A 26,140-nucleotide genomic window follows, 5' to 3' on the forward strand; every position below is an offset into this window, starting at 1 on the left:
GAGGCGCGAAGCGCCTCGCGGCTGGGGCTTTGGAGCTGTTCACTGCAGAATCATCGATCACGGATAAACAGCCGCCAGCAACACTGCTCGTTCACTTATAAACAACCGCTCTGTCACAGTGATTCGCGTACTCCCGTTATCGATCGAGAGGCATCCTTCAGCGACCAGCTATCTCGGACCTCAGAACGCGCCGGGGCCGCCCTCGGCCCCCTGTCGGCGCCCCCGGATGACGCTCGGGGTGCCGCCCGTCTGGATGACGTTGAACGCGGTCATCAGGTCCGAGCGGGAGATGAGCCCGACCAGCTCGCCGCTCCGGTCGACGACCGGGAGCCGGCCGACGCCGTGCTCCTGCATCGTCTGGAGCGCGGTCATCGCGTCGGTCTCGGGGCCGACGCCGACCACCTCGGTCTCCATCACGTCCGCGACCCGGTAGGCGTCCCGCTCGACCTCGCGGACAGACCGCGCGTCCTCCAAGGTCACCATCCCGACGAGGTCGTCCCCGTGGAGCACGGGGTAGCCGGTGTGTCGCTCCTCGAACATCCGGCTCATCAGGTCCGCGACCGAGGTGTCCTCGGTGACGGTGTGGAGGTCCTCGCGGCGGGTCATCACGTCGGCGACGGTGACATCCTCGAAGGCGGCCTTCAGGGTCGTCTGCTGGGCCTCGCCGGAGGCGGCGATGTAGATGAAGAAGGCCAACACGATGAGCAGCAGCTGGAAGGAGAACACCCCGAGCAGCCCCAGGAGGAAGGCGAACACCTTGCCGACCGCGGCGGCGCGCTGGGTCGCCTGCGCGTGCGGCTGGTTCCGCGCGAGGATCGCCCGGAGGACGCGCCCGCCGTCCATCGGGAAGGCGGGGAGCATGTTGAACACGGCGAGGACGACGTTCAACAGCGCGAGGTAGCCGAAGACGAACAGCACGGCGTTCGAGCCGACCGGCGCGAGCGCGAACACGCCGTAACAGGCGAGCCCGACCGCGACGCTGACGACCGGGCCCGCGATCGCGATCCAGAACTCGTGTTTCCAATCCTCTGGGAACTCCGCGAAGTTGGCGAGCCCGCCGAGCAGCCACAGCGTGATCGACTCGATCTCGTAGCCGTACCGCATGGCGACGATCGAGTGGCCGAACTCGTGGAGGAGGACGCCGCCGAACAGCCCGAGCGCGGCCGCCAGCCCGAGCGCCCACGGCGTGAATCCCCCCGCGAGTGCGGTCGGGTCGATGCCGGCGCCGAGCGACTCGTTCATCACTTCGGCGATCATCCCGACCTGCGAGCCGATGAGGTAGGCGAAGAGCGGCAACACGATCAGGAACGTCCAGTTGAGCCTGACCGGGATTCCCAGCACCGTCCCGATCTTGATTCCGCGCATGTCAACGAGTTGAGCGGGTAGGTGGTTAAACGTCGGGGAGGCGGCGGGAGAGGGCGGCGATCGGACGAGAGTGGGGCGGCGATCGGACCGACGTGACAGCGGCGACTGGGGTCCGACTCGCCGTCGTTTATAAGCCACCGGCCGACGATCGGCCGGTATGCGCGACACCACCGACGACGCGGCGACGGGAGACTCCGACCCCGTCGTGAAGCGCGACGACGAGATCGACTACGAGGCGGTCGACGCCGCCGACGGGCTCCGGAAGGGCGTGCTCCTCGGCGAGTCGGACGGCGCTCCGCACTTCGCGATGCGGCGGTTCGAGCTCGCGGCCGGCGCCGCGGTCCCGCGCCACACGAACGCGGTCGAACACGAGCAGTACGTGCTCGCCGGCGAGTACGTGGTGGGGATCGGCGAGGAGGAGCACGTCGTCGGCCCCGGCGACGCCCTCCTCATCCCGGCGGGCGTCGAGCACTGGTACCGGAACGAGAGCGAGGAGCCGGGGGCGTTCATCTGCGCGGTGCCGAACGGGGACGACGAGATCGAACTGGTCGAGTAGGGGCGGTACGGCCCAACTGCTACTCGATCGTGCCGACCCGGTCCGCGACGTAGCCGAACTGGTCGCGGTAGCCGTACGGCGACAGCAACACGGGGTAGAAGGGCTCGTCGGCGCGGAGTTGCTCGTCGCCGGCGGCCGCGAACGCCTCGCCGGCCTCGACGCGCTCGAAATTGCGCGCGAACACCTCGTACACCTCGGCGTCCGGCTTGGGGATCCGGTCGCGGAGGCGGAACACCGACACGTCCTCGCGCCCGCCGGCGTCGACCACGTCTTCGGCGCCGGGCGCGGGAGTGACGCCCGTCGCGGCCAGAAACGCCCGCACGAGCCAGTAGGCGTTGTCGGCGGCGGCGTCCGAGCCCTGCAGACCGGCCTCCACTTCGAGGGTGTGCGGGTGTTCGATGAGTCGCCCCTCGGTGAACGCGTCGGTCTGGATCACGGCGTCGACCGGGAGGTGCGGGGCGACCGCGCGGGCGACCTCGTCCATCGAGTCGACGACGGCGAACGGCTCGGCGTACGACTGCGTCGAGTGGATCGCGAGCGTGGAGCAGCCGCCGAGCGCGTCGAGCAACTCGGCGGCGAGCCGCCCCTCGTGCGCCTCCGCGTCCGGGTCGCCGGGGAACGACCGGTTGAGGTCGGCGTCGAGGTAGCGGACCCCGGCGTCGAGCGCCGTCTCGTTGGCGACGATCAGCCGGACCGGGCGCTCGATGTCGAGGTCGGCGTCGAGGAGCCGCCGGACCGCGCGGGCACCGCAGGGCTCGTCGCCGTGGATCGCGCCGACGACCGCGACCTCCGGCTCCCCCTCGCCCAGATCGTGAACGTCCATACGATCGAAAGGAGGCCCGCCGATAAGTGGCGTTCGGATCGGGGACGCGGCTCGGCGGCCCTCTCGGCTCAGTTCTCCTCGCCGACTCAGTGCTCCTCGTCGATTCGCTCCGCGTACTCGTAGTCGGCCGGGTACGCCTCCGGGCGGGCGCCGTCGATGGGGATCTCCCACCCGTCGACGGCGGTCGGGTCGTCGAGCGCGGCCCGGAGCGTCGCCCGGACCTCGTCGAGGTCGACCCCGTAGAAGTCGCCCGGGAGCCCGCGGAGGTACTCCAACGCGGTCTCGAACAGCGACCGCATCCCGTCGTCGTTCCCGAAGTCGACGCGCTTGTACGCGCCCGCCGCGACCTGCACCATCCCGTGAAGGAAGGCGCTTTCGGCGGTGCCGCTGCCGTAGTTGTACCACTCGTCCTCGAAGCAGTCGTGGGACTCGTGGAACGCGCCGGCGTTGAACAGCCGGACGCCGTGCTCGGTCGCCCGCCGGAGGGTGGCGTGCTCCCAGTGGCCGCCGGCGATCCGGGTGTCGGCGGCGGCGTCCTCGTCCGCCGCGTGCCACCCGGTCGGGTTCCCGAGCGGCGGGGCGACGCCGGGATCGCGGGTGTGTTCGTCCATGGGGGCGCGTCGCGCCCGCAGCGACCTAACCGTTTCGCGCGTGACGGACGGGGCGCCGCCCCGAGGCCCGACCGAGTCGCTTCGCGGCGGCCGGTCGGTCCCGCCGGATCGAACGGTTCTTTCCCCCGCCGGGCGTCGGGTCGGGCAATGGACGCCGGCCTCTTCTCCGCCATCGGCGCCGCGGTCGTCTGGGGGGTGTACATTTTCGTGCTCAAGCGCTCCTTCTCGGGGTACCCGCCCGCCGGGCTCACGGTGCTGATCAACGCCTCGGCGATCGCGTGGTTCCTCCCGGTGACCCTCGCGACGAACGACCTCGCTGCCGGCGGCATCGAGGGATTCGTCCGGGGGGTGACCGGCGCCGACCCCGCCGCCGTCGCGGTCGTCGCCGGGACCGCGGCGGCGACCGCGGCCGCGTTCGTGCTGTTCCTCCGGGCGATCGACGAGGGTGACGTGTCGTACGTGACCCCGATCAACAAGGTCGTCCCGATGTTCGTGCTCCCGCTGGAGGTGCTGCTGCTCGGCGAGGTGCTCGCGCCGATACAGGTCGCCGGGGTCGTCGTCGCCACCGCGGCCGTGTACGTCGCGAACTACGAGCCGGGGGACCTGCTCGCACCCCTTGTCGGGGCCGTTCACTCGCGGCCGGCCCAGCTCGCACTCGTGAGCGCGGCGTGTTACGCGGTCTCCGACCTCGGGAAACGGGTGGCGCTTCAGGAGTTCGCGATCCCCGGAACGCTGTGGGTGCCGCTCCTGCTCGCGGGCGTGACGCTCGTGTTGCTCCCGGGCGCGGTTCGGAATCCGCCGAGCGTGACGCGCCGCGACGCGCCGAAGTTCCTCGCCGCCGGCGCGCTGGTCGCGCTCGGCGAGCACCTGACCACGGTCGCGTTCGCGGCGCTGCCAGCGAGCATCGCCTCGCCGGTGATCAACACGCAGGCCATCGTCGCCGTCGTGCTCGGCGGGGTGATCCTCGGCGAGCGCTACTTCCGCGTTCGGCTCGTCGCCGCGCTCCTCGCAGTCATCGGGGTCGGGATGATCGCGCTCTAGCTCGTCCGCGGCGGGGCGCCGAGCCTTGCCGCCACCCGGAGAACACTTGACCGATCAGCCCGTGTCAGCGGTATGGACACCGCGACGGGCCCCACGTCGATCGACCACGCCGAGTCGATCGTGAACGCTCTCGGCGACGGCGCGTACGTTCTCGACGCGGACCGGAACCGCGTGTTCGTCAACGATCGGCTCCGGGAGGTGACCGCGTTCGGCGAGGACGTGCTCCACGCGAAACACCCCGAGCGCGTCGTTGCCGAGGGGTACTGGAGCGCCGAGATGGGCGACCGCTACCGCGAGGCGGCCGACCGCGTCCTCGCGGGCGAGGCGGACGACGAGCGGGTCCAGCTTACGACGACCCTCGGCGACGGCAGCGACGTGACCACCGAAACGCGACTGACGCCGATCGAGCGCGACGGAAACATCGTCGGCACGGTCGGGGTCATCCGCGACGTCACCGAGCGAGTCGAACGCGAGCGCGAGTTGGAGCGGCTCAACGAGCGGCTCGAACGCCTCGCGGGGTTCCTCTCGCACGACCTCAAGAACCCCCTCGCCGTCGCGCGGGGGTATCTGGACGTGGCCCGCGAGACGGAGGACCTCGGCCGGCTCGACCCCGCGGACGACGCGCTCGACCGGATCGACGCCCTGATCGACGAGGCGCTCGTGATGGCCAGAGACCCCGCGGCGATCGAAGTCGATCTCGAACCGGTCGATCTCGACGCGCTCGCGACCGACTGCTGGGAGCCCGGCGATGTCGGGGAGCCGCCGGCGGGCGCGACGCTCGTCGTCGAAGGGGCTGGTCCGGTCGCGGCCGACCGCGACCTGCTCCGGCGGGCAATCGGGAACCTGCTCGGCAACGCGTTCGACCACGCCGGCGACGCGCCCGCGATCCGCGTCGGCGTCGACGACAGGGGGATCTACGTCGCCGACGACGGTCCCGGAATCCCCCCGGACGAGCGCGCCGACGTAACCGAGTTCGGCGTCTCGAACGACGGCGGCACGGGGATCGGGCTCGCCATCGTCGAGCGCGTCGCGGCCGCGCACGGCTGGACGCTGGAGGTCGGTGAGTCGCCCGACGGCGGTTTCGAGGTGCGACTAGTCGGCGCGGAACCGACGGGGTAAAGGGGTGGGGTGTCGAACTCAGGGCCGCGTGCGAGGGTAGCCAAGCCCGGAAACGGCGGCGGACTCAAGATCCGCTCCTGTAGAGGTCCGTGGGTTCAAATCCCTCCCCTCGCATGAGCGCGTCCACAACGCGCGAATGCACACGGGGGGAGGATTTGAATCAGGGAGCGCCTCTGGCGCGACCGTGGTTCAAATCCCTCCCCTCGCATCGTCGGGGTCCACCCCCGCGATGCGGAAGACGCTCTCGGAGCGCTCTTCCCTCGCAACACTTCACTCGAACTTGACGAGCGTCGGCTATTTATAAACCGGATTGCTCGCAGCGATCATCCGCATCGATCGCTGAGTTACACCTACACGATGCGGTGGCGCGTGCCGCCGAGCGCCCAGCGGGCGCGAGGTGCACGCGCGAGGGAGCCGGTGGTCCGAAGCGAAGCGGAGGACCACCGACGAGGCTGGGGAGGCGTGAGGCGCTGTGCGGTGCGGTCGGGTGGGACTCAAAGGGGCAGTCGCCGGCGGCAGGGGCCGCCGGCTGCCAGAGGCGCGAAGCGCCTCGCTGCCGCGAGGACGAAGCACGCTGTAGCAAGCATCGCAAGGAGCGAGTGAAACGAGCGACTGAGGAGCGCAGCAAAGCGCGCGAGTCCTCGCGGCTGGGGCTTTGGAGCTGTTTACTGTCGATCCATACTCAACCGCTGATACCCGATCGACCCAGCGCGAGCCCGGCGAACGCGACGACCGCCAGCTCGACGCCGACGGCGACCGCGGACCCGAGTGCGCCGAGAGCGACGATCACACCCTGATCGGGACCGATCCACAGCAGCACCGCGCCGGTCCCGACGAGGTACGCGATCCCGCCGACGGCGCCGGTCGCCAGCGTCGTCCCGCCCACGTCGAGCGCGTCGTCGCCGCGCCGACCCACCCGATACGCGACGCCGAGGAGCAGCCCGTAGACGAGGGCGAACGCGACGAAGCGCCCGCCGAGGGTGTACAGACTGATCGCTCCCGGCCCGGAGAGACCGATCGACGACTCCAAGATGATCGGCGGGATGCGACGCGTGACGCTGATCGCGACCGCGACGACGGCCGCGACCGCGGGAGGGACTGGGGACCAGTTCATGGGACGGGCGGGTCGTGCGTCCGCGACCGGTGAGTAGCTTTCGCTCCGGCGTCGGACTCTCCCGCCGCTTTCCGCACCCGTCGTCAAAAGGTCACGAACGTCCACCCGAAACGAAGGGTCCGAAACGGTTTTGCCGGCCCCTGACGGACGGTCGATATGCCAACGGACCCTGACACTGGGTACGACCCCTCGCTGGGTCGGAAGTTCGTGTTCGTCACGGGCGGGGTGATGTCCGGGCTGGGCAAGGGCATCACCGCCGCCAGCACCGGGCGCCTCCTCGCGAACGCGGGCTTCGACGTCACCGCCGTGAAGGTGGACCCCTATCTCAACGTCGACGCCGGGACGATGAACCCGTACGAACACGGCGAGGTGTACGTCCTCAAGGACGGGGGCGAGGTCGACCTCGATTTAGGCAACTACGAGCGCTTCCTCGGCACCGACATGACGTTCGACCACAACGTCACCACGGGGAAGACGTACCAGCACGTCATCGAACGCGAGCGTGCCGGCGACTACCTCGGCAAGACCGTCCAGATCATCCCGCACGTCACCGACGACATCAAGCGGCGCATCCGGGAGGCCGCCGAGGGGAGCGACGTCTGTCTGATCGAGATCGGCGGCACGGTCGGCGACATCGAGTCGATGCCGTTCCTCGAAGCGCTCCGGCAGTTCGCCCACGAGGAGGACGACGAGGACATCCTCTTTACCCACGTCACGCTCGTCCCCTACTCGAAGAACGGCGAGCAGAAGACGAAGCCGACCCAGCACTCGGTGAAAGAGCTGCGGTCGATCGGGCTCCAGCCCGACATTTTGGTCGGCCGCGCCGACGACCGGCTGGACCCCGAGACGAAAGAGAAGATCGCCTTATTCTGTGACGTGCCCACCGACGCGGTCTTCTCGAACCCCGACGTCGAGGACATCTACCACGTCCCGCTGATGGTCGAAGACGAGGGGTTAGACGAGTACGTGATGGAGCGGCTCGGCATCGCCGACGAGGCGCTCCCGAAGGCGGAGCGCTCGACCGAGTGGCGCGAGCTGGTCACCCGCGACCGCGACCGCGAGATCGACGTGGCGCTCGTGGGCAAGTACGCCCTCGAAGACGCGTACATGTCGATCCACGAGGCGCTGAAACACGCCGGCATCCAGACCGAGACCGAGGTGAACGTGCTGTGGGTCGACGCCGACGAGACCGAGGATCTCCACGAGGAGCGGCTCGCGTCGGCCGACGCGGTCGTCGTCCCCGGCGGCTTCGGCTCCCGCGGGACGGACGGGAAGATCGAGGCGGTCCGGTACGCCCGCGAGAACGACGTGCCCTTCCTCGGGCTCTGCTTAGGCTTCCAGATGGCGGTCGTCGAGCACGCGCGCAACGTGCTCGGGCTAGAGGACGCCCACTCCGCCGAGATCGACCCCGACACGACCTACCCCGTCATCGATCTCCTCCCCGAGCAGTACGAGACGGAGGACATGGGCGGGACGATGCGGCTCGGCGCCCACGAGACCGACATCGACCCGGACACCCTCGCGGCCGAGGTGTACGGCGCCGACTCCTGTACGGAACGCCACCGCCACCGCTACGAAGTGAATCCGGAGTACATCGACGAGCTGGAGGCCGACGGGCTCACGTTCTCCGGGCGGGCAGACAACCGGATGGAGATCCTCGAGCGCGCGGACCACCCGTTCTTCTTCGGCACGCAGGCGCACCCCGAGTTCCGGTCGCGGCCGGACCGCGCGAGCCCCCCGTTCGTCGCCCTCGTCGAGGCGGCGCTGGGATCGACGGACACAACCGAGCGGAACGCGGACGTGAGGCTATAGATGGTCGAGACGGAGGACTTCATCGCGGAGGCGAAAGCGGAGATCCGGGAGGCGATCGGCGACGCGAACGCCGTGATCGCCCTCTCGGGGGGCGTCGACTCCTCGGTCGCGGCGACGCTCGCGTACGAGGCGGTCGGCGACCAGCTCACCCCGGTGTACGTCGACACGGGGTTGATGCGGAAGGGGGAGACGGACGAGATCCGCGACACCTTCTCGTTCATGGAGTCGCTGCGGGTGATCGAGGCGCAGGACCGCTTCTTCGACCGCCTCGAAGGCGTCACCGACCCCGAGGAGAAGCGCCACGTCATCGGCGAGGGGTTCATCGACGAGTTCGAGACCGTCGCGCGCGACGTGGGCGCCGACTACCTCGTGCAGGGCACGATCTACCCCGACCGCATCGAGTCGGAGGGCAACATCAAGTCGCACCACAACGTCGGCGGGCTCCCCGAGGTCGTCGACTTCGAGGGGATTGTCGAACCCGTTCGCGACCTCTACAAGGACGAGGTCCGCGAGGTCGCTCGCGCGCTCGGGCTCGAAGCGATCATCTCCGAGCGCATGCCGTTCCCCGGTCCCGGGCTCGCCGTTCGGATCGTCGGCGAGGTGACCCCCGAGAAGGCCGCGGTCGCCCGCGAGGCGACCCACGTCGTCGAGGAGGAGCTGGAGGAGTACGACCCGTGGCAGGCGTTCGCCGCCGTGCTCGGGAAGGCCACCGGCGTGAAAGGTGACAACCGCGTCCACGGCTGGGTCGTCGCCGTGCGCTCGGTCGAGAGCCGCGACGGGATGACCGCGCGCGCTCAGGAGCTCGACTGGAGCACCCTCCAGCGTATCCAGAGCCGGATCACCGGCGAGAACGAGAACGTGGCGCGCGTCGTCTACGACGTGACCCACAAACCGCCCGCGACGATCGAGTACGAGTGATGGCGGGGACCACCACCGCCGCCCGCCCCGACGGCGGCCACGTCGAGGGACCGATCGCCGTCGTCGCCGGCCCCGACGAGCACGGGATCGGGGGGGAGCTCGCGGCGCTCGGCGTCGCGATCCGCCGCATCGAGGGGCTCGCCACCGCCGACGCGCTCTCCGAGGCCGGAATCTCGGAGGCCGCCTACTTCGTCCTCACCGACGTGGAGGAGGCGACCGGCATTCCGATCGCCAAGGAGCTGAATCCGGATATCCTCGCGGTGACGTACGCGGAGCGGTCGCTGCCGGAGTTCGTCGCCGGCGTCGCCGACCTCGCGATCGACCCGGCCCTGATGGGGCCGGAGGCGGTCGCGGAAGAGCTGGTCGACGCGGCCGCCGGCCGCGCGGAGTAGGCGCGCGGACCGACCGGCCCTCTCCTGAAACGATGTCCTCACCTGCATAGCTGCCCGTGGCGCGTCCGGTCCTCGTGGCGCGTCCGGCGTCGGCCTGTTATCTGCCCGTCGGTCGGACCCGAGTGTGTGTCCGGCGACCGCTCTCCGGCTGGAACCCGCAATCGAGGAGGAGAACGATACGATTACAGATACGATCTCAAAAACATCATATTCCGATTACTTACTCCCGTCCCGCCGCGCGCCGCCCGAGGTGCTCGACGCGCACGGGAACGACGGGGTGTACGGACCGGTGTCGCATTCGGAACGGCCCGACACGGATCGTCGCCCTACTGGGCCGGTTCCGCGTCCCCCGTCGTCCTCGCTTCCGAGCAGTCGCATCCGCCCGATGAGAGCAGTTCGACGACACCGTACCGCGAGTCGCACTCCGTGCAGAACACCCGCACGTCGACCGCCACGCGGAACTCCCCCAGATCGAGGTGCGGCGTCTTCCGCAGGCCGTCCAGTTTCGTCTCCGTGACCGAGGCGAGCCGCCCACGGAGCTTCTCTATCGCCTCGGCGACGGTCGCCCCGCGGTCGCCGTCCGCGCGCTCGTACTCCGCGCCGCGGTGGTCCCGGAGGTAGCTTCGGATGGCTTGGTACGTGACCACGTCGCCGTCCAGCGTGTCGACGTCGACGCCGTCGCGTTCGAGGCGCCGCCGGAGGTGCGTCCGGTCCGCCGCACTCACCTCGTCGCCCGTTAGCAGCCGCCTCACGGCGTCGATCTCGCGTTCGGTCAACCGCACGCCCGCCTCGTCGAGCCGCGCCTCGATCAGCTTCCGGTTGAACGCCGCCGCCAGATCGCGCAGGCTCGTGTGGTCGTCGCCCGTGGCGGTCCACCGCGCCTCCAGCTCGTCGCCGACGCCGATCAGATCGTACTCGTCGACGAGGCGGGCCACCTTGGTTCGGCGGCCGCCCGCGTGGTCCGTGTCGCTCATTCGTCCGAAACACCGTCGGGCAGCGGCATAGGCGTTCCGTAGGACCCGTCGTCGACGGCGTTTCCGACGCCCCCGCCGCCGATCCCCTTCGGCCGCAGACGGCGCCGACGGCCGCCCCGTCCGTCGAGATCGTCATACAAATCAACAATCATAGTTATCAGTGAATATGATACGATGGGCCGATCGAGGTCGGCCGGCGCCGACCGCGGCCTCACAGCACTTCGAGGAAGATGAGCAGCCACCAGACGTAGCCGCCGGCGAGCGCGAGCGCGGTGAGCAGTTCGAGGACGCCGACGTACGTCTCGCCGTGGGTCCGGCGGAACGCCTGCACCTTCTCGACTCGGCTCCACACGGGCATCAGCGGCTCCGGGATGATCTCGCCGAGGCCGCCGGCCTGCTGTGCGGACTCCTCGGCGACCGCCTCGGGGGAGTCGTCGTCGCTCATTGGCTCGCCCCCCTGCCGAACGGCAGCGTGAGACCGCGGATCATCACCTTCTCGGCCACGAACACCGCGGCGAAGGCGGCGATCCCCGCGATCTTCGCGGCGTTGCTCGGGTACACCATGATCAGAACGCCGAGCGTCGCGATCAGGGCTCGCACGCCGATCTTCCGGCCCGGACGCATCTTGAACGGGTAGTTGAGCCCGTAGATGATCGCCACCGCGCCGAACAGCACGAGCAGCCCGACGTACAGCGTGTACGCCCCCACGTCCATCGAGATCAGGCCGGGGTTGTAGACGAACGCGACCGGGAGGACGAACAGCGGCGCGGCGATCCGGATCGCGGCCCCGCAGGTCCGCCAGAAGTTCGCCTCCGCGATGCCGGCCGCGATCACCGCCGCGGTCGCCACCGGCGGCGTGATCCCCGCGAGGATCGCCGCGTAGAACATCGTGTAGTGGGCGGTGATCGCCGGGACGTTGAAGTCGGAGACGAAGGTCGGCACGATGAGGATGGCCACGATGACGTACGCGGCGACCGTCGGCATGCCGACGCCCATCAGGATGGCGACGGCCATTCCGAGCAGCACCGCGAACAGCAGCACGCCGCCCGAGATGTTGATGAGCAGCAGCGCGATCTTCGCCGGGATGCCGGTCGTGCTGAACAGGTTCACGACGCCGCTGATGACGACCAGGATGATCGCGATCGGCGCGAGGATGATCGCGCCGCGGCGCACGCCGTGAACGGTGTTTTTCACCTGCGTGACGAACTCCGACACCGGTCCGATGCCGCTGCTGTCCACGAGCCGCTGGAGCGGCGGCATGAGGACCCCCGTGAGCATCATCGCAACCACCGTGTACAGCGCGGAGGTCATCACCGTGTACTGGACGACCCCGAGGAGGTAGATGAGGATCGCGAACGGGACGCCGAAGCGGAGCGCCTCGAACACCTTCTTCTCGATCGAGAGCTTCTCGTCGAAGAACTCGGAGAACTCCATCTCCTGACTGCTGGCGTCGGAGATGGCGAGGTAGTGGACCGCGATCGAGATGGACACGACCAGGATCGCGGCCGGCACGAGCCCGGCGACGACGATGTCGAGGTACGGGACGCCGAGGTACGACGCCATCACGAACGCGGACGCCCCCATGACGGGCGGGAGCACCTGCCCGGAGGTGGACGCGACCGCCTCGATGCCCGCCGCGCGGTGGCCCTCCATCCCGGCCTCCTGCATCGTCGGGATGGTGAACGAGCCCGTCATCGCCGCGTTGGCGGTGTACGAGCCGTTGATCGAGCCGATGACGGCCGAGGAGAGCACGGCGGTCTGGGCGATCCCGGACTCGATGTACCTCGCGGCCACGATGGCGACCCGCAGGATGAGGTCGAACGCGCCGTACGCGAACAGCAGGCCGGCGTACAGCAGGAACGGCGCGATCCACGAGGCCGTGATCTGCGTGAGGCTCCCGTAGAACCCGTACAGGTCGGTGACCGTCGCCTGCAGCAGCGTCGCCTGATTCATCCCCGCGTGGCCCAACACCCCCGGGACGAGGTTCCCGTACATCGCGTACCCGAACACGGCGAAGATGAGCCCGAGGAACACGTTGCCGAACTCGCGCCACGTGAGGTACATCAGCGAGACGATGACGAGCCGCGCGAGCATGTACTCGTGTTCGAGCGCGTACCCCTGCCGCTGGAGGTACACGTCTTGGAAATTGATCGCGAAGAACGCCGACGCGGTCATCAGCGCCAGCGACGCGGGGATCAACACGGCGCCGTCGATCCAGTCGCCGTCCTCGATGGCGAGCCGCGTCTCGTTGAGCGCGTACACCGTCAGGATGCCGCCGACGAACGCGGTGGCGTACCGCACCTGCGAGATCGCCTGCGTCTGTGCCCAGTAGAGCACGCCGGCCCAGAACAGCAGCGCCGCCGCCGTGACCGTCACGTCGAGCCCGCGCAGCAGTCCGGATTCGGGTTCCGCCGAGGCCGTTTCCGTGCTCATTGGCGCCGGCGTACCGTAGATGGGATGTTCGTCCGTCCGGGTGTGTCTGATAGTATCATGATTGGTGTCTGGGTTGTCGGTTGCGCATTCGATGATTTTAAATTACTGATCGAGACGTTCCGGGTGGGGAGAAAATCCGGACTACCGGCCGATCAGGCGCTGTCGCCTTCGGTCAGGCTGTCGTCCCACGCGTCGTTGTCCCGGTAGTACTGCACGGCGCCGCGGTGGACGGGGATGTTCTCGCGGGCCGAACCGAGCAAGTCCTCGGTGGACTCGAAGTCGTTGAACTGCTCTTCGCCCTCGTTGACCGTGTCGTTGTGCTCGTCGACGACGCGGCACAGCTCGTAGACGGCGTCCGGATTCGCCTCGGGGTTGAACGTGTAGTTCACTTCGAGGTTCCAGTGGAACACCTCGTCCGTGCCGATGTCCGTGTCCGCGATGGACCAGTCCTCGTAGCTCGTGGTGCCGGTTCCGGCGCCGGGGTACGACTCGGCGGACTGGCGGAGCGCGTCGGTCGGCTCGACGTAGTGGACGTCGATCCGGGAGGCGATCTCCTGGACGAACCCGGTGTACCGCACGCCGGGCGTGCCGTACGCGATGCTGGCGTCGATGTTGCCCTCCTCCATCGCGCCGGGCGCGGAGTCGACGCCCATGTTCTGGATGTTCATCTGGTCGTAGACGTCGGCCGTCGGGTCCTGCGACCAGACGTCCAGCGTCGTCGCGCGCGTCGAGTATCCCGGTTCGGCGGGGTAGACGTTCGCGCCGGCCAGATCGTCGAAGGTCTCGATCCCCGTGCCGTCGCGGGCGATGATGTAGATGCTGTACGGGAACGCGTAGAAGCCGTACTGCGGGATGCGCTCGACGGGCTGTTCCTCGAACGCCCCCGTCTCGTCGAGCGCCTTCGCCAACGAGTTGTTGTCCGTGATCCCGGCGTTGAACTGGTTGTTCGCCATCCGGCGGATCGTCCCGATGTAGCCCGGACTCTCGATCGTCGAGTAGCTCAGGGTGTCGCTCTCCTGACTCACCGCGCGCTCGACGGCGAGCCCCACGTCTTGGGTCCCCCCGGCCGACGTCCCCACGCGCAGCGAGAGGTCCTGGCTGCCGCCGTCGGAGCCGTCCGAACCATCTGAACCGTCCGACCCGTCCGACCCGTCTGAACCGTCCGACCCGTCCATTCCGTCGTCGCCGTCGGACCCGTCCGAACCGTCGGACCCGTCGCCGCCGTTGTCGCTACAGCCGGCGATTCCGGTGATGCCTACCGCGCCGGTACCGTACAGGAACTTCCGTCGATTGACCGAGTTCTCAGACATACTCAACAGAGTACACCTTGTCTGTCATTAACAATGTACCTGTTTGTTTCAGTGTACATGTGAGGAATATTCACATTCGTGAAGCCTGTAGAACACGTTACGGGGTCGCGCTACTCGTCGACGACCACCGTCACCGGGCAGCCCGCCCCGAGCAACACCGACTGGGTCGTGCTTCCGAACAGCATCTTGCCGGTCGGGCTCCGCCGCCGCGCGCTCATGGTGATGCCGTCGGCGTCGAGCGCCGCGGCGACCTCGACGATCGTGTCTGCGGGGTCGCCGTGCTCGCGTCGCCTCGTCGTCTCGACGCCGGCCTCCGCCAACCGGTCCTCGACGGCGTCGACGCTTTCGGGATAGTTCTCCTCGTTCCACACGTCCTCGGAGTCGACGCGCCCGCCCTCGCCGCTGACCTCGAACCCCTCGTAGACGTTGAGTATCACCGCCTCGACGTCGGCCGCGGCGTTCGGCAGCGAGGCGACGGCGTCGGCCGCGGCCAGCGCGTGCTCGGTGTCCTCGCCGACGGGCAGCAGTACGCGGTACATGCCAGAATCTAACCGAACAGCGGATAATAAAGGTGCGTGCCGGAATCGGTGTGGCCCCCTACCGCGTCACCGGCGCGTCGACGGTGCCGATCGACTCGACGACGGCCCGCACCTCGTCGCCGGGGTCGATGGGGGCCGCGCCGGGCGTCCCCGTGCTGAACAGGTCGCCGGGTTCCAGCGTCATCACGCCGGAGTGGAACGAAACGATCTCCGCCGGCGGGAACAGCATGTTCCGGATCTCGTTTTCGGCCTCGACCTCGCCGTTGACCTCCGTCCGCACCGAGAGAGCGTCGAGGTCGAGCGGCTCCTCCGGCACCGCGAGCGCGGCGCCGGGGACGAGGAACGTGTCGTAGCTCTTCGCTCGGGTGAGGAACCGGGGATTGCGCTGGAGCACGTCCTCGGCGGTCATGTCGATCACGGGGAGGAAACCCGCGATCACGTCGTCGACGTCGCCCTCGTCGACGTTCCGGCACGTCCGGCCCATCACGACGGCCAGCTCCGCCTCGGCGGTCACGCGCTCGCTTTCCGAGACCGGCGGCAGGCGGATCGGCCCGCCCGGCCCCGTCAGCACCGACGACGGCTTCATGAAGCTCGCCGGCTCCGCCGGACGCTGCTCGTCGAGGTCGCCGGCGTGCTCTTCGTAGTTCAGGCCGATCCCCCACAGCTTCCCGAACGACGCCAGCGGCGGGCCGAACGACACGTCTTCCGCCGGGACTGGGTCGGCGGTCGCGTCGGCCACGTCGCCGAGCGTCCCCGCGGCCGCCCGAGGGAGCGCGTCCCGGACGCTCTCCAAGTCCGGTTCGACGGCGCCGAGGGGAACGTACCCCTCGTCGTCGCCGAGCAGGGGGTCGCCGGTCGCCGCGCGTGCGAGGTACTTCATCGCTCGGTCACTCCTCGCGGTCCGTCCAGAAGTCGAACGAGCGCCCGGGCGCGAACACGTCGAGGCCGACCGCGCGCTCGTCGCCGGTGTTCTCGACCCGATGGGTCTCGTTGGACTCCAAGAGGACGGAGTCGTTCTTCCGGAGGGCCACTTCGTCGTCCTCGGTCGCGACCGTGAGCTCGCCCTTCAGACAGAGACACACCTGCTCGTTCTCGTGGTCGTGCATCGGCGAGCTGTGGCCCGGGGGCTTCTCGAACCACTCGAAGGAGAACCGGTCGCTGCCCGCCATCGCCACGCGCCGCCACCCCTCCTCGGGCTCGTACGTCTCCGCCTCGTCGAACGCGACCGGCTTCATAGGTTCGCTCCGGTCGAGCCCCCGTCGATCGGGAGGGCGGTGCCGTTGACGTACCCCGACTTCGGCGACGAGAGGAACGCGACGGTGTTGCCGAGCTCCATGGGGTCGCCGATGCGCCCGAGCGGGTTCCCCGCCCAGTCGTCGAGCCCCTCCTCGTAGGAGTCGTAGTCGCCGCGCTCGACGGCGGCCTCGACGAGGTCCCGAATCCGGCTGGTCTCGTGGGGACCCGGCAGGACGGCGTTGGCGCGCACTTCCGGCGCGAACTCCTTCGAGAGCGTCTTCTCCAGCCCGATGACGCCCATTCGGACGGCGTTCGACAGCACGAGGCTGTCGATGGCCTCCTTCACGCTGCGGGAGGTGATGTTGACGATCGTCCCGCCGTCGCCCTCCTTGAGGTGCGGGTACGACTCCCGCGCCAGTCTGACGACGCTCATCACGAGCAGGTCGTACGCGTGCTGCCAGTCCTCGTCGTCGGTGTCGAGGAACGCGCCCGAGGGCGGCCCGCCGGCGCTGGTCACGAGGTGGTCGATCGTGCCGAACTCGTCGACGGTCGCCTCCACGAGCGCCGCGACCTCGTCCGCGTCGGTCAGGTCCGCGGGCTGGGTGACGACCTCCCCGGTCGCGACCGACTCGACCTCCTCCTTCGCGGCCGCCAGCCGCTCCTCGTCGCGGCCGTTGATGATGACATCGACCCCCTCTCGGGCGAGCGCTTTCGCCGATGCCTTGCCGAGTCCGCTGGACGACGCCGTGACGAGTGCCGCGTTCCCGTCGATCTGTAGGTCCATGTCTCACCCATCCCGAGTGCGGCGTGAAAACGTTTCCCTACAGGCAAGGGGACGGGAGCCGGCCGGGCGAGGCGACTCCGGTCGGGCTCGCGCTCACGCGTCCGAACCGTCCGTCGGTTCGCTCTCGAACCCCGCCGTTCCCTCGTCGAACCCGACACTCTCGCGGCCGACCACCCTCGCCGCCTCGGGGAGGTCGTCGACCACGGCGTCGGAGACGCGGAGCTCCCCGAGGTCCTGGGTGTTTCGGACCCAGACGATCCGGACGGTCTCGGGGTCGTAGCCGCCGAGCGCCGCCAGCGCGGTCCGGAGCGCGAACTCGTCGTCCGGCGCCACCACGGGGAGCTTCGACTTCGCGAGCGACCCGCTCGTGAGCGCGTTCGCGTACGTCTTCTTCAGGTCGAGCCCGTCGACCGCGGCCCGTCGGGTGAGGTCGGCGAGCCCGATCCCGTTGCCGTTCCCCTTCGTCTCCTCGGTCAGTCCCCGCACGTAGATGAGGTCGACATCCGGCGTCTCCGGGTCGGGCGCGTTGAGGACGCGGTAGCGACCGATGACGTTCGTGTCCATCCCGGCGCCCGAGATCTCCTTGCCGATCTCGTCGACGACCAGCAGGTCGACGTCGTCGATCGGGAGCGTCGGCATCTCCTCGTACGCGCGCTCCAGCAGCTCCGGCTCCCGGTCGAGGAACGAGCCGGCGGGCACGGCCTCCAGGTGGCCGATCTCCTCCTCGAAGTTCTCGACGAGCGCGATCCCCCCGATCATCGGAGTCTCGCGCTCGATGACGTCGAGGGCGGCCGTCAGCGTCTCGACGTACCCCTCGGCGATCGCCGTCGAGTGGAACGACTTCGCGCCGCGCTGCTTACCGAGGCCGACGACGGTCATCTTCGCGAGCCCGCTCTCGACCGGCCCGGTGAAGTTGGTGTGAGCCTTCACGCGGTTCACGACGAGGACGGCGTCGGCCGCGAGCGCGGCCTCCGGGAAGGACACCGGCAGATCGGCGTCGCCGACCGCCACCGTCGCCAACTGCTCGACACCCATGCGCGCGTCGATCGGCGCGCCGACCGTCTCCTCGGTGATCCCGAGCGCCGCCAGCACCTCGCGCTGTCCCTCGGGGGTCGCGCCGCCGTGGCTCCCCATCGCCGGCACGACGACGGGGTCGAAGCCCCGCTCTGCGAGCCGGTCGACGACCGCGGCCGAGATCTCGTCGATGCGGTCGATACCGCGGCTGCCGACCCCGACGGCCACCGTCGCGCCCGCGGGGAGGGCGTCCAGATCGAGCGCGTCGAGTTCGTCGCGGGTCGCCGCGACCGGGTCGTCGAGGCGCTCGGTCCGCGGCTCGTACCGCACCCGCGCGAACCCCGGGAGCGGCTGCGGGTCGATGAGCCCGTCGACGCCGCTTCGGTCGGGAAACTCCATGTGGGGTCCCTCGGGACGCCGGTACAAAAGCTGCGGGTGGGCGGGCGACGACCGCTGCCGGCGACCGCGACGGCGCGGAGCCTCGTCGGCGACCGCGACGGCGCGGAACCCCGTCGGCGACCGCGACGGCGCAACGGCCTGCGAGAGTGTTGCCGATACAGGCGCCTACTTGTACCCGTGTGACGCCGCACCACGCATGGAGATAACCGAAGTCGAGTCGTTCCCGATCAAGCTGCCGCTGGAGTCGCCCGTCTCCTTCTCCAACCGGACGCTCACCTACCGGGACCACGCGATCACGTACGTGCGGACGGACGCCGGCCACGAGGGGGTCGGCTACTCGCTGGGGTACGAGGGGGCCGGCCTCATCGCCGACGCGGTCGAGTCGCTGCTCGAACCGATCCTCGTCGGCGAGGACCCCCGCGACACCGAGCGGCTGTGGCACGAGATGTACGAGGGGAACGTCCAGATCGGGCGGACCGGGCTCTTCTTGCGCGCCATCTCGACGGTCGACATCGCGCTCTGGGACGTGAAGGCGAAGGCCGCCGACATGCCGCTTCACAAGCTGCTCGGCGGGCACTCGGGGTCTGTGCCGTCGTACGCCAGCGGCGGCTACTACCGCGACGGCAAGGGCCACGAGGCGCTCCGCGGCGAGATGCGCCGCTATCTCGACGAGGGCCACGACGTCGTGAAGATGAAGGTCGGCCGCCTGTCGGCCGCGGAGGAGGCCGAGCGCGTCGCCGCGGTGCGCGACGAGATCGGCGACGACCGCACCCTCCTGCTCGACGCCAACGGCGTCTGGGAGTCTAGCACGGAGGCGCTGCGGAACTGTCGCGCGTTCGCGCCGTACGACCCGTACTTCATCGAGGAGCCGGTGATGATCGACCGCGTCGACACGATGGCCGAGGTGAACGACGGGCTCGACTACCCCGTCGCCACCGGCGAGCTGGAGGGGACGCGACACAGCTTCGCCCGGCTCGCCGACTCGGGCGCGGCGACGATCCTCCAGCCCGACGTCACCGTCTGCGGCGGGGTCACGGAGTGGCTGAAGATCGCGAACCACGCCTCGGCGTACGACATCCCGATCGCGCCCCACTACAACTGGAACATCCACGCCTCCCTGCTCGGCGCCATCGAGAACGGCCTCTGGGTCGAGTACTTCTACCGCGACATGGACGTGAAGGCGTTCGACGACGTCGTCGCCGACCCCGTGAAACCCGGCGACGACGGAACCATCGACCTTCCGGACCGCCCCGGCCACGGCGTCCCGCTGGATAAAGACGCGCTTCAGCGGTTCAGAGACGACTGACTCCGATACGACCACGAGACTGCACACACCACAACACATGCGAGACTACTCAGACCAGATCGACACCCGCGACCCGGACCGAGACGTACAGATCACGAGCATCGACGCCTGCGTCGTCGAGGGGAACTTCGAGTGGAACCTGATCAAAGTGGAGACCGACGCCGGCGTCACCGGGATCGGCGAGGCGTACCGCGGCGGCGGCGTCCCGGAGCTCGTCGAGTACACGAACCGGTTCCTCGTCGGCGAGAACCCGCTCGACGTCGAGCGGCTGGTGCGGTACGTCTTCCAAGAGATGTCGGGCCACGGCGGCACGACCGGGAAGGTCGTCACCGCGGCCTCGGGGATCGAGATTGCGCTGCTCGACGCCGCCGGGAAGATCCTCGGGCTCCCCGTCTACCAGCTGCTCGGCTCGAAGTACCGCGACGAGGTCCGGCTCTACTGCGACTGCCACGCCGGCGAGGCGTACGCGGTCGAGGACGGCGCGACCGCCTACGCCGACGCCGAGGCGTACTCCCCCGAGGCGTACGCCGCCGAGGCCGCCCGCGTCACCGACATGGGATTCGACGCGCTGAAGTTCGACCTCGACCTCCCGGCCGACAACGAGAACGACCCGTACAACGGCCGTTTGACGAACGCGGCGATCCGCGAGAAGCGGGAGATCGTTTCGGCCGTGCGCGAGGAGATCGGCTCCGACGTCGACCTCGCGTTCGACTGCCACTGGGACTACTCCGTCGAGAGCGCGAAGCGGCTCGCCCACGAGTTGGAGGAGTTCGACCTGATGTGGTTGGAGGATCTGATCCCGCCCGAGAACATGGACGCCCAGAAGGAGGTGACGAAGGCGACGCGGACGCCGGTCGCGACCGGCGAGAACCGCTTCCGCGTGTTCGAGCTGTCCGACCTGATCTACGAGCACGGCGTCGACATCGTCACCCCCGACCCGACGACGGTCGGCGGCCTCACGGAGACGATGCGGATCGCCGACCGCGCCGAGGAGAACTACGTGCCGATCTCCCCGCACAACGTCTGTAGCCCGGTGGGGACGATGGCCTGCGTCCACCTTGGCGCGGCCACGCCGAACTTCGACCTGCTGGAGTACCACGCGCTGGAGGTCGACTGGTGGGACGACCTGCTGGCGCGCGACGAGCCGCTGATCGAGGACGGGCGCATCGAGGTTCCGGAGGCGCCCGGGCTCGGGATCGAACTCGACGAGTCCGTCGTCGAGGAGCACCTCCTCGAGGGAACCGACGGGTTCTGAGGCGGCTCGATCGGCCTCCTGCCGGCCCTCGATCGGCCTCCTGCCGGGTCCCCGGCGGGCCGACCCCGGTCGCGACCACGACGCGCGAATTCGCCGTCTCGGCCGGTGAGAGTATACTTATTTATCCTTGGGATCGCAAGCGATCGTATGCTCGATTACTTCGACATGGAGTCGACCCTGTCCGAGGAGGAGCGGCTGCTCGTCGACTCCGCCCGGTCGTTCGTCGACGGCGAGGTCCCGGATATGGGAGACTACTGGATCGACGGCACGTTTCCCACGGAACTCATCCCGAAGATGGGCGAGATGGGGTTTTACGCGCCAAATCTGGAGGGATACGGCCTGCCGGGCGTCAGCGAGCGGGCGTACGGCCTGCTGATGCGCGAACTGGAGGCGTGCGACTCCGGGCTCCGGTCGATGGCGAGCGTGCAGGGCGCGCTGGTGATGTACCCGATCCACGCGTTCGGCAGCGACGCCCAGAAGGAGGCGTGGCTCCCGAAGCTCGGTACCGGCGAGGCCGTCGGCTGCTTCGGGCTCACCGAGCCGGAGCACGGGTCGAACCCCTCCGCGATGGAGACGCGCGCCGAACGTGCCGGCGGACGCGAGGGCGACGGCTACGTCCTGAACGGCTCGAAGACGTGGATCACGAACTCCCCGATCGCGGACGTCGCCGTCGTCTGGGCGAAGGACCACACCGAGGACGGGACTCCCGTCCGCGGGTTCCTCGTGGAGACCGACCGCGACGGCGTCACCACCAACAAGATCGACGAGAAGCTCAGCCTGCGCGCGTCGATCACGGGCGAGATCAGCCTCCAGGACGTTCGCGTGCCCGCCGAGAATCGCCTCCCCGGCGTCGAGGGGATGAAGGGGCCGCTGTCGTGTCTGACCCAGGCCCGCTACGGCATCGCGTGGGGCGCGGTCGGCGCGGCGCAGGACTGCTTCGAGGTCGCCCGTCAGTACGCCACCGACCGCGAGCAGTTCGGCAAGCCGATCGGCGGCTTCCAGATGCAACAGCGGAAGCTCGCGGAGATGGCGACGCAGATCACGCTCGCGCAGCTGCTCGCCCACCGGCTCGCCGACCTCAAGGAGGCGGGCGAGATGCGGCCGCAACACGTCTCGATGGCCAAGCGCAACAACGTCCGCACCGCCCGCGACCAGTCGCGGATCGCCCGCGAGATGCTCGGCGGCAACGGGATCACGGCCGACTACTCGCCGATGCGCCACATGGCCAACATGGAGACGGTGTACACCTACGAGGGCACCCACGACATCCACACGCTGATCCTCGGCGAGGACCTCACCGGGATGCAGGCGTATCAGTAGCGTCGCGGACCCTCGGCACCCGTCCCGCTCCGTCAGGCCACCTGATTCCGCAGCCCCTCGTACTCGCCGGTCTCCGCGACCCGGTCGAGGTTCTCGACGAGGATGTCCGCGCGCCGCTCCCAGTACTTCGGCGTGTGGCCCGCGACGTGCGGCGTCAGGAAGACGTTCTCGAACCCCCACAGGTCGTGGTCGCTCGGGAGCGGCTCCGGGTCGGTGACGTCGAGCGCGGCCCCGTGGAGCGCGTTCGCCCGAAGCGCGTCCACGAGGGCCGGCGTGTCGATCACGCCGCCGCGCGCGACGTTAACGACGATCGCGTCCGTCGGCAGCGCGTCGAGTTCGGCCGCGCCGACTAGCCCCTCCGTCGTCGCCGTCAGCGGGCACGCGAGGACGAGCACGTCCGTTCCCGGCAACACCTCGGGGAGGTCGCCGTAGCCGACCACCTCGTCGGTCGGCCCGCCTTTCGAGACGGTGTGACGGACACCGATCGTGTCGACGTCGAAGCCCTCGAACCGCTCGACGATCGCCTCGCCGATCGAGCCGAACCCGACGACGGTGACGGTGCTGCCGGCGAGCTCGGTGAACGACTGGAAGCGGCGCCACTCTCGGCGCCGCTGGCGACGCCACCCCTCGTCGAGCCGCCGCGCGAACGCGAGCACCCAGCCGAGGACGTGCTCGGCGATGTTCGGCCCGTGGACGCCCGACGCGTTCGTCACCGCGACGCCCCGCTCGGCGAGCGCGTCCAGCGGGAGGTGGTCGACGCCGGCGGCGTTGCACGCGAACAGCCGCAGGTTCTCGGCGCCGTCCACCTCCTCGGCGTCGACGGCCTTCCCGGCGACGACCGTCGCCTCCCGCAGGTAGCGGTCGTGTTCGGCGGGCGTCGCCGCGAGGCGGACCTCGCGGTCCGGGAGCCACCGACCGAGTATCGCCGCGTAGTCGGCCGCCGGCATGCCGTGCGCATCGTGATCGAGCACCGCGATATCGACCGTGGACATGGTCCACGCGTCGCGGCCGGGCGACAAAGTTCCCGGGGTCGCGGTCATCGGGGCGAGAGAATCGCCCTACTCCCCCATCCGGATCGGCGGCGACGCGCTCATCAGGAGCAGGCAGGCGATCCCGACGCCCGTGCCGGCGACGCCGGTGCTGACGCCGATCGCGCGGATCGCCGTCTCGAACCCCAGCGTCCGGGTCGCGACCGCCGACACCGTTCGATACGGTCGAACGCTTATGGGGCTGGAGTACGACCAACGATCATGAACGAAACGGAGCCTGAGGCCGTGGACGGGGATGCGGACACGGTACGGACCGCGGAAACGATGTTCGACATCGCGCAACGGCTGGTCGACGACGACGGCGCGTCGCTGGCCGAGCTGGCGGCCGAGGTCGAGTACGCGAAGAGCACGGTCCACCGACACCTCCGCACCTTGGAGGACCTCGGGTACGTCGTCCGACGCGACGACGGCTACCGCGTCGGGCTCCGATTCCTCGAAATCGGCGTCACCGCCCGGAGCGGCTACCGGGGGTACGACCTCGTGCGCCAGAAGGTCGAAGAGATAGCCGAGGTCACCGGCGAGCGCGCCCAGTTCTTCGTCGAGGAGCACGGCAAGGCGGTGTATCTCGCGCGGGCCGCCGGGGACCAGGCGGTCCGTACCGACCCCGGCCTCGGCAGTCGCATCCCGCTGTACGCCGCGTCGGCGGGGAAAGCGATTCTCGCCGAACTGCCGGAGTCAGAGCTGTCCGACAGGTTCGAACACATGTCGTTTGCCCCCGTGACGGAACACACGATCACCGATCCGGACGAGCTTCGCGCGGAAATCGAGGCGGGACGCGAGCGCGGCTACTACTTCAACCGCGAGGAGTCGCTCCGCGGGACCCACGCCGTCGGCGCCGCGATCTGCGGCCCGGACGGCGACGTGATCGGCGGACTCAGCGTCACCGGCCCCTCTCACCGCCTGAACGGGGAGCGGCTCGAAAGCGAGCTCCCCGACCTGCTGCTCGGGGCGGCTAACGAGCTCGAGCTCAACATCGCGCACTCCTGACGCCGTCGAACGACCGAAGGCCCGTCCGCCGTCGGCAGTCAGTTCGAACACGTCGAACGGCACCATCGTCGTCGACGCGAAGAAAGGACGGTGGTCGCCGAGAAAATAACACGAGTACTATTGTTATTTCAGCCGCTCCGACGAGCCGCGGTTCCGACGGCGAGTCGCTCTCTACGGGACGGTTCGGACCCCCGTCCGGCGCCGATCGACCCGATCTGTATAGATAAATTTCTCGTAGTGTATCGATAATCACCTGATTTCTTATGATTAATCGTCTCGATCGATCGCGGATCGCCGTTCGACGAACTCCCGGCGGACGCCGATTCGTGAACGACTCGATCGTGACCAACTGTTCGTAACACTCTGATCGTTCATTCGTTCAGAACAGAAATTCGATGTATAACTGTCGTGTTATCTGATATATTTGTTATATCGTCCGAACAAGATTCCTTTTCGACGCCGGACGCGCTATCGGTTCCCTCTCCCGTTTTGACACCGCTTGCCGGGTGATCGGATTCGTTCGCGATCGAGAAGTGTACTTCATAACAAAGTTATTATATAGTGTAGTATCGTATATTTCCTGTGCGATCTCGTTTTTGATGTCGGCCGAACGGTGACCCGCTGTGTCCTCGCTCGCCTCCGTCACTTCACCCGTGATCGATCGGACTCCGCCGCCGTCCTCTGATCGCTTGTGTTCGACGGAATCGAACGCGACGCTCCCGCGGCAATGCGGACGGCGCTTCGGCGGGCTTCGTCTACAGGTAGCTGAAAAAGAGGACCGGGGATTCGGCGCCCGTCCGACGGGCGGTCGTCTCGACGGCCCGGATCAGGCCGTTTCCATCTCCTTTTCGAGGTCGCGGAGCCGCTCGATCCGGTTCTCGGTCGAGGGGTGCGTCGAGGCGATCTTCCCGACGAACCCCGACTTGATCGGGATGATGAAGAAGGCGTTCATCTCCGCCTCCTCGCGGAGGTCCTCCTTCGGCACGCGGTCCATCCGGCCGTCGATCGTCATCAGCGCCGAGGCGAGCGCGCCGGGCTTGCCCGTGATGAGCGCCGCGCCGCGGTCGGCGGAGTACTCGCGGTAGCGCGAGAGCGCGCGGATGAGCAGGAACGAGACGATCCAGACGAGGATCGACACGAGGATCGCGACGATGACGGGCGCGCCCTGTCGGTTGTCGCCGCTGAACAGCCACCCCCACCGCACGATGAAGAAGGCGATCGTCGAGAGGAACGAGGCGATGGTCATCACCATCACGTCGCGGTTCTTGACGTGCGCGAGCTCGTGGGCGAGCACGCCGTCGAGCTCGTCGTCGTCGAGCGACCGGAGCAGCCCGGTGGTCACCGCGACGGTCGCGTTCTTCTTGTTCCGGCCGGTCGCGAACGCGTTCGGCACCTGCGTGTCGGCGACGGCGACCGTCGGCTTCGGGAGGTCGGCCTGCTGGCTCAGCCGCTCGATCCGCCGGTGGAGGTCCGGGTACTCCTCGGCGCTCACCTCGCGGGCGCCCATGCTCCGCAGGGCGAGCTTGTCGCTGAAGAAGTACTGGGCGATCGAGAACCCGCCGAGCATGATCAGCGGGAACAGGAAGTTACCGAAGTACACGGTCAGGACGCCGACGAACACGACGTAGAGGGCGAAGAGGAGGAACATCGTGAACGCCATCCGTCCACGCAGTCCCCAGTCGGTCTTCCATTCCATACCCGAGTTTTACCGTTCGCCGGATTAAAGCCTGCCGGGGTTCCGGCGGGCCGCCGCGGCCGCGGGAGCGTCCGATGCCGACCGGCC

The 26,140-nt window shown here is 68.8% G+C and carries 26 protein-coding genes and 1 tRNA gene; 11 read left to right on the forward strand and 16 right to left on the reverse strand.

What is annotated here, in order from left to right; genetic code table 11:
- Window positions 1-180: 180 nt before the first annotated feature.
- Window positions 181-1,365: a CBS domain-containing protein gene (locus tag ESO89_RS02020; protein WP_128904006.1), complete on the reverse strand. Its 1,185-nt coding sequence runs from the start codon at window positions 1,363-1,365 to the stop codon at window positions 181-183.
- A 157-nt stretch (window positions 1,366-1,522) separates the two neighbouring features.
- Here ESO89_RS02020 and ESO89_RS02025 point away from each other — a divergent pair, with 157 nt between their 5' ends.
- Window positions 1,523-1,921, forward strand: a complete 399-nt coding sequence (locus tag ESO89_RS02025) for a cupin domain-containing protein (RefSeq protein ID WP_128904007.1) — start codon at window positions 1,523-1,525, stop codon at window positions 1,919-1,921.
- Window positions 1,922-1,940: 19 nt separating this feature from the next.
- On the opposite strand, the gene ESO89_RS02030 is transcribed toward ESO89_RS02025, so the two are convergent.
- Both ESO89_RS02030 and ESO89_RS02035 read right to left on the reverse strand, forming a co-directional pair.
- Window positions 1,941-2,744, reverse strand: coding sequence for a M14 family metallopeptidase (locus tag ESO89_RS02030; protein ID WP_128904008.1), 804 nt, complete (start codon window positions 2,742-2,744; stop codon window positions 1,941-1,943).
- An 86-nt stretch (window positions 2,745-2,830) separates the two neighbouring features.
- Window positions 2,831-3,355 carry a DUF309 domain-containing protein gene (locus tag ESO89_RS02035; protein ID WP_128904009.1) on the reverse strand — a complete coding sequence of 175 codons (525 nt, stop codon included), beginning with the start codon at window positions 3,353-3,355 and terminating at the stop codon, window positions 2,831-2,833.
- A 147-nt stretch (window positions 3,356-3,502) separates the two neighbouring features.
- Here ESO89_RS02035 and ESO89_RS02040 point away from each other — a divergent pair, with 147 nt between their 5' ends.
- From ESO89_RS02040 to ESO89_RS02050, 3 genes are all read left to right on the forward strand, one after another.
- On the forward strand, window positions 3,503-4,396 hold the full coding sequence (locus tag ESO89_RS02040; RefSeq protein WP_128904010.1) for a DMT family transporter: 894 nt from the start codon (window positions 3,503-3,505) through the stop codon (window positions 4,394-4,396).
- 72 nt (window positions 4,397-4,468) lie between these two features.
- The gene (locus ESO89_RS02045) at window positions 4,469-5,515 is read left to right on the forward strand and encodes a PAS domain-containing sensor histidine kinase (protein ID WP_128904011.1); all 1,047 of its coding nucleotides are present in this window, start codon (window positions 4,469-4,471) and stop codon (window positions 5,513-5,515) included.
- A gap of 30 nt (window positions 5,516-5,545) precedes the next feature.
- Window positions 5,546-5,629, forward strand: a tRNA-Leu gene (locus ESO89_RS02050).
- A 568-nt stretch (window positions 5,630-6,197) separates the two neighbouring features.
- Here ESO89_RS02050 and ESO89_RS02055 read toward each other — a convergent pair.
- Window positions 6,198-6,629: a hypothetical protein gene (locus ESO89_RS02055; RefSeq protein WP_128904012.1), complete on the reverse strand. Its 432-nt coding sequence runs from the start codon at window positions 6,627-6,629 to the stop codon at window positions 6,198-6,200.
- Window positions 6,630-6,785: 156 nt separating this feature from the next.
- Here ESO89_RS02055 and ESO89_RS02060 point away from each other — a divergent pair, with 156 nt between their 5' ends.
- Genes ESO89_RS02060 through ESO89_RS02070 form a run of 3 tightly spaced genes read left to right on the forward strand, consistent with a single transcriptional unit; the run spans window position 6,786 to window position 9,751 of the window.
- Entirely contained in the window at window positions 6,786-8,441 is a 1,656-nt protein-coding gene (locus tag ESO89_RS02060) for a CTP synthase (protein WP_128904013.1), read from the forward strand.
- Window positions 8,442-9,359 carry a glutamine-hydrolyzing GMP synthase gene (guaA, locus tag ESO89_RS02065; RefSeq protein WP_128904014.1) on the forward strand — a complete coding sequence of 306 codons (918 nt, stop codon included), beginning with the start codon at window positions 8,442-8,444 and terminating at the stop codon, window positions 9,357-9,359.
- Window positions 9,359-9,751, forward strand: coding sequence for a DUF7126 family protein (locus tag ESO89_RS02070; RefSeq protein ID WP_128904015.1), 393 nt, complete (start codon window positions 9,359-9,361; stop codon window positions 9,749-9,751). The genes guaA and ESO89_RS02070 overlap by 1 nt, the downstream gene beginning before the upstream one ends.
- A gap of 326 nt (window positions 9,752-10,077) precedes the next feature.
- On the opposite strand, the gene rdfA is transcribed toward ESO89_RS02070, so the two are convergent.
- From rdfA to ESO89_RS02115, 9 genes are all read right to left on the reverse strand, one after another.
- Window positions 10,078-10,725, reverse strand: coding sequence for a rod-determining factor RdfA (gene rdfA / locus ESO89_RS02075; RefSeq protein ID WP_128904016.1), 648 nt, complete (start codon window positions 10,723-10,725; stop codon window positions 10,078-10,080).
- Between the two features lie 211 nt (window positions 10,726-10,936).
- Complete coding sequence (locus ESO89_RS02080; RefSeq protein WP_128904017.1) at window positions 10,937-11,170, reverse strand: hypothetical protein; 234 nt, start codon at window positions 11,168-11,170, stop codon at window positions 10,937-10,939.
- Window positions 11,167-13,158 (reverse strand): TRAP transporter permease, encoded by a 1,992-nt coding sequence (locus ESO89_RS02085; protein ID WP_128904018.1) that lies wholly within the window; start codon window positions 13,156-13,158, stop codon window positions 11,167-11,169. The genes ESO89_RS02080 and ESO89_RS02085 overlap by 4 nt, the downstream gene beginning before the upstream one ends.
- Before the next feature lie 152 nt (window positions 13,159-13,310).
- A complete protein-coding gene (locus ESO89_RS02090) occupies window positions 13,311-14,468 on the reverse strand; it encodes a TAXI family TRAP transporter solute-binding subunit (protein WP_128904019.1) in 1,158 nt (385 codons plus the stop codon).
- Between the two features lie 110 nt (window positions 14,469-14,578).
- Window positions 14,579-15,007: a universal stress protein gene (locus ESO89_RS02095; protein WP_128904020.1), complete on the reverse strand. Its 429-nt coding sequence runs from the start codon at window positions 15,005-15,007 to the stop codon at window positions 14,579-14,581.
- Window positions 15,008-15,065: 58 nt separating this feature from the next.
- Window positions 15,066-15,887: a fumarylacetoacetate hydrolase family protein gene (locus tag ESO89_RS02100; protein ID WP_128904021.1), complete on the reverse strand. Its 822-nt coding sequence runs from the start codon at window positions 15,885-15,887 to the stop codon at window positions 15,066-15,068.
- A 7-nt stretch (window positions 15,888-15,894) separates the two neighbouring features.
- The gene (locus tag ESO89_RS02105) at window positions 15,895-16,242 is read right to left on the reverse strand and encodes a cupin domain-containing protein (RefSeq protein ID WP_128904022.1); all 348 of its coding nucleotides are present in this window, start codon (window positions 16,240-16,242) and stop codon (window positions 15,895-15,897) included.
- The gene (locus ESO89_RS02110; protein WP_128904023.1) at window positions 16,239-17,027 is read right to left on the reverse strand and encodes an SDR family oxidoreductase; all 789 of its coding nucleotides are present in this window, start codon (window positions 17,025-17,027) and stop codon (window positions 16,239-16,241) included. Before ESO89_RS02110 ends, ESO89_RS02105 begins: the two co-directional genes overlap by 4 nt.
- 93 nt (window positions 17,028-17,120) lie before the next feature.
- Window positions 17,121-18,440, reverse strand: coding sequence for a DUF362 domain-containing protein (locus ESO89_RS02115; RefSeq protein WP_128904024.1), 1,320 nt, complete (start codon window positions 18,438-18,440; stop codon window positions 17,121-17,123).
- Window positions 18,441-18,636: 196 nt separating this feature from the next.
- Between ESO89_RS02115 and ESO89_RS02120 the strand changes: the two genes are divergently transcribed.
- The 3 genes from ESO89_RS02120 (at window position 18,637) to ESO89_RS02130 (ending at window position 22,321) form a co-directional block, all read left to right on the forward strand.
- Window positions 18,637-19,746, forward strand: coding sequence for a mandelate racemase/muconate lactonizing enzyme family protein (locus ESO89_RS02120; protein WP_128904025.1), 1,110 nt, complete (start codon window positions 18,637-18,639; stop codon window positions 19,744-19,746).
- Window positions 19,747-19,783: 37 nt separating this feature from the next.
- Window positions 19,784-21,001 carry a mandelate racemase/muconate lactonizing enzyme family protein gene (locus ESO89_RS02125; protein ID WP_128904026.1) on the forward strand — a complete coding sequence of 406 codons (1,218 nt, stop codon included), beginning with the start codon at window positions 19,784-19,786 and terminating at the stop codon, window positions 20,999-21,001.
- Between the two features lie 147 nt (window positions 21,002-21,148).
- Window positions 21,149-22,321: an acyl-CoA dehydrogenase family protein gene (locus ESO89_RS02130; protein ID WP_128904027.1), complete on the forward strand. Its 1,173-nt coding sequence runs from the start codon at window positions 21,149-21,151 to the stop codon at window positions 22,319-22,321.
- Between the two features lie 32 nt (window positions 22,322-22,353).
- Here the strand turns inward: ESO89_RS02130 and ESO89_RS02135 are convergent, their stop codons facing one another.
- Together ESO89_RS02135 and ESO89_RS02140 are read right to left on the reverse strand one after the other, a co-directional pair.
- Window positions 22,354-23,313 carry a D-2-hydroxyacid dehydrogenase gene (locus tag ESO89_RS02135; protein WP_128904028.1) on the reverse strand — a complete coding sequence of 320 codons (960 nt, stop codon included), beginning with the start codon at window positions 23,311-23,313 and terminating at the stop codon, window positions 22,354-22,356.
- A gap of 66 nt (window positions 23,314-23,379) precedes the next feature.
- Window positions 23,380-23,523, reverse strand: coding sequence for a hypothetical protein (locus tag ESO89_RS02140; protein WP_241686086.1), 144 nt, complete (start codon window positions 23,521-23,523; stop codon window positions 23,380-23,382).
- A 48-nt stretch (window positions 23,524-23,571) separates the two neighbouring features.
- Here ESO89_RS02140 and ESO89_RS02145 point away from each other — a divergent pair, with 48 nt between their 5' ends.
- Complete coding sequence (locus ESO89_RS02145; protein ID WP_128904029.1) at window positions 23,572-24,357, forward strand: IclR family transcriptional regulator; 786 nt, start codon at window positions 23,572-23,574, stop codon at window positions 24,355-24,357.
- Window positions 24,358-25,183: 826 nt separating this feature from the next.
- Here the strand turns inward: ESO89_RS02145 and htpX are convergent.
- The gene (htpX, locus tag ESO89_RS02150; RefSeq protein ID WP_128904030.1) at window positions 25,184-26,053 is read right to left on the reverse strand and encodes a zinc metalloprotease HtpX; all 870 of its coding nucleotides are present in this window, start codon (window positions 26,051-26,053) and stop codon (window positions 25,184-25,186) included.
- Window positions 26,054-26,140: the final 87 nt, after the last annotated feature.

Source organism: Halorubrum amylolyticum (assembly GCF_004114995.1).
GTDB lineage: Archaea > Halobacteriota > Halobacteria > Halobacteriales > Haloferacaceae > Halorubrum > Halorubrum amylolyticum.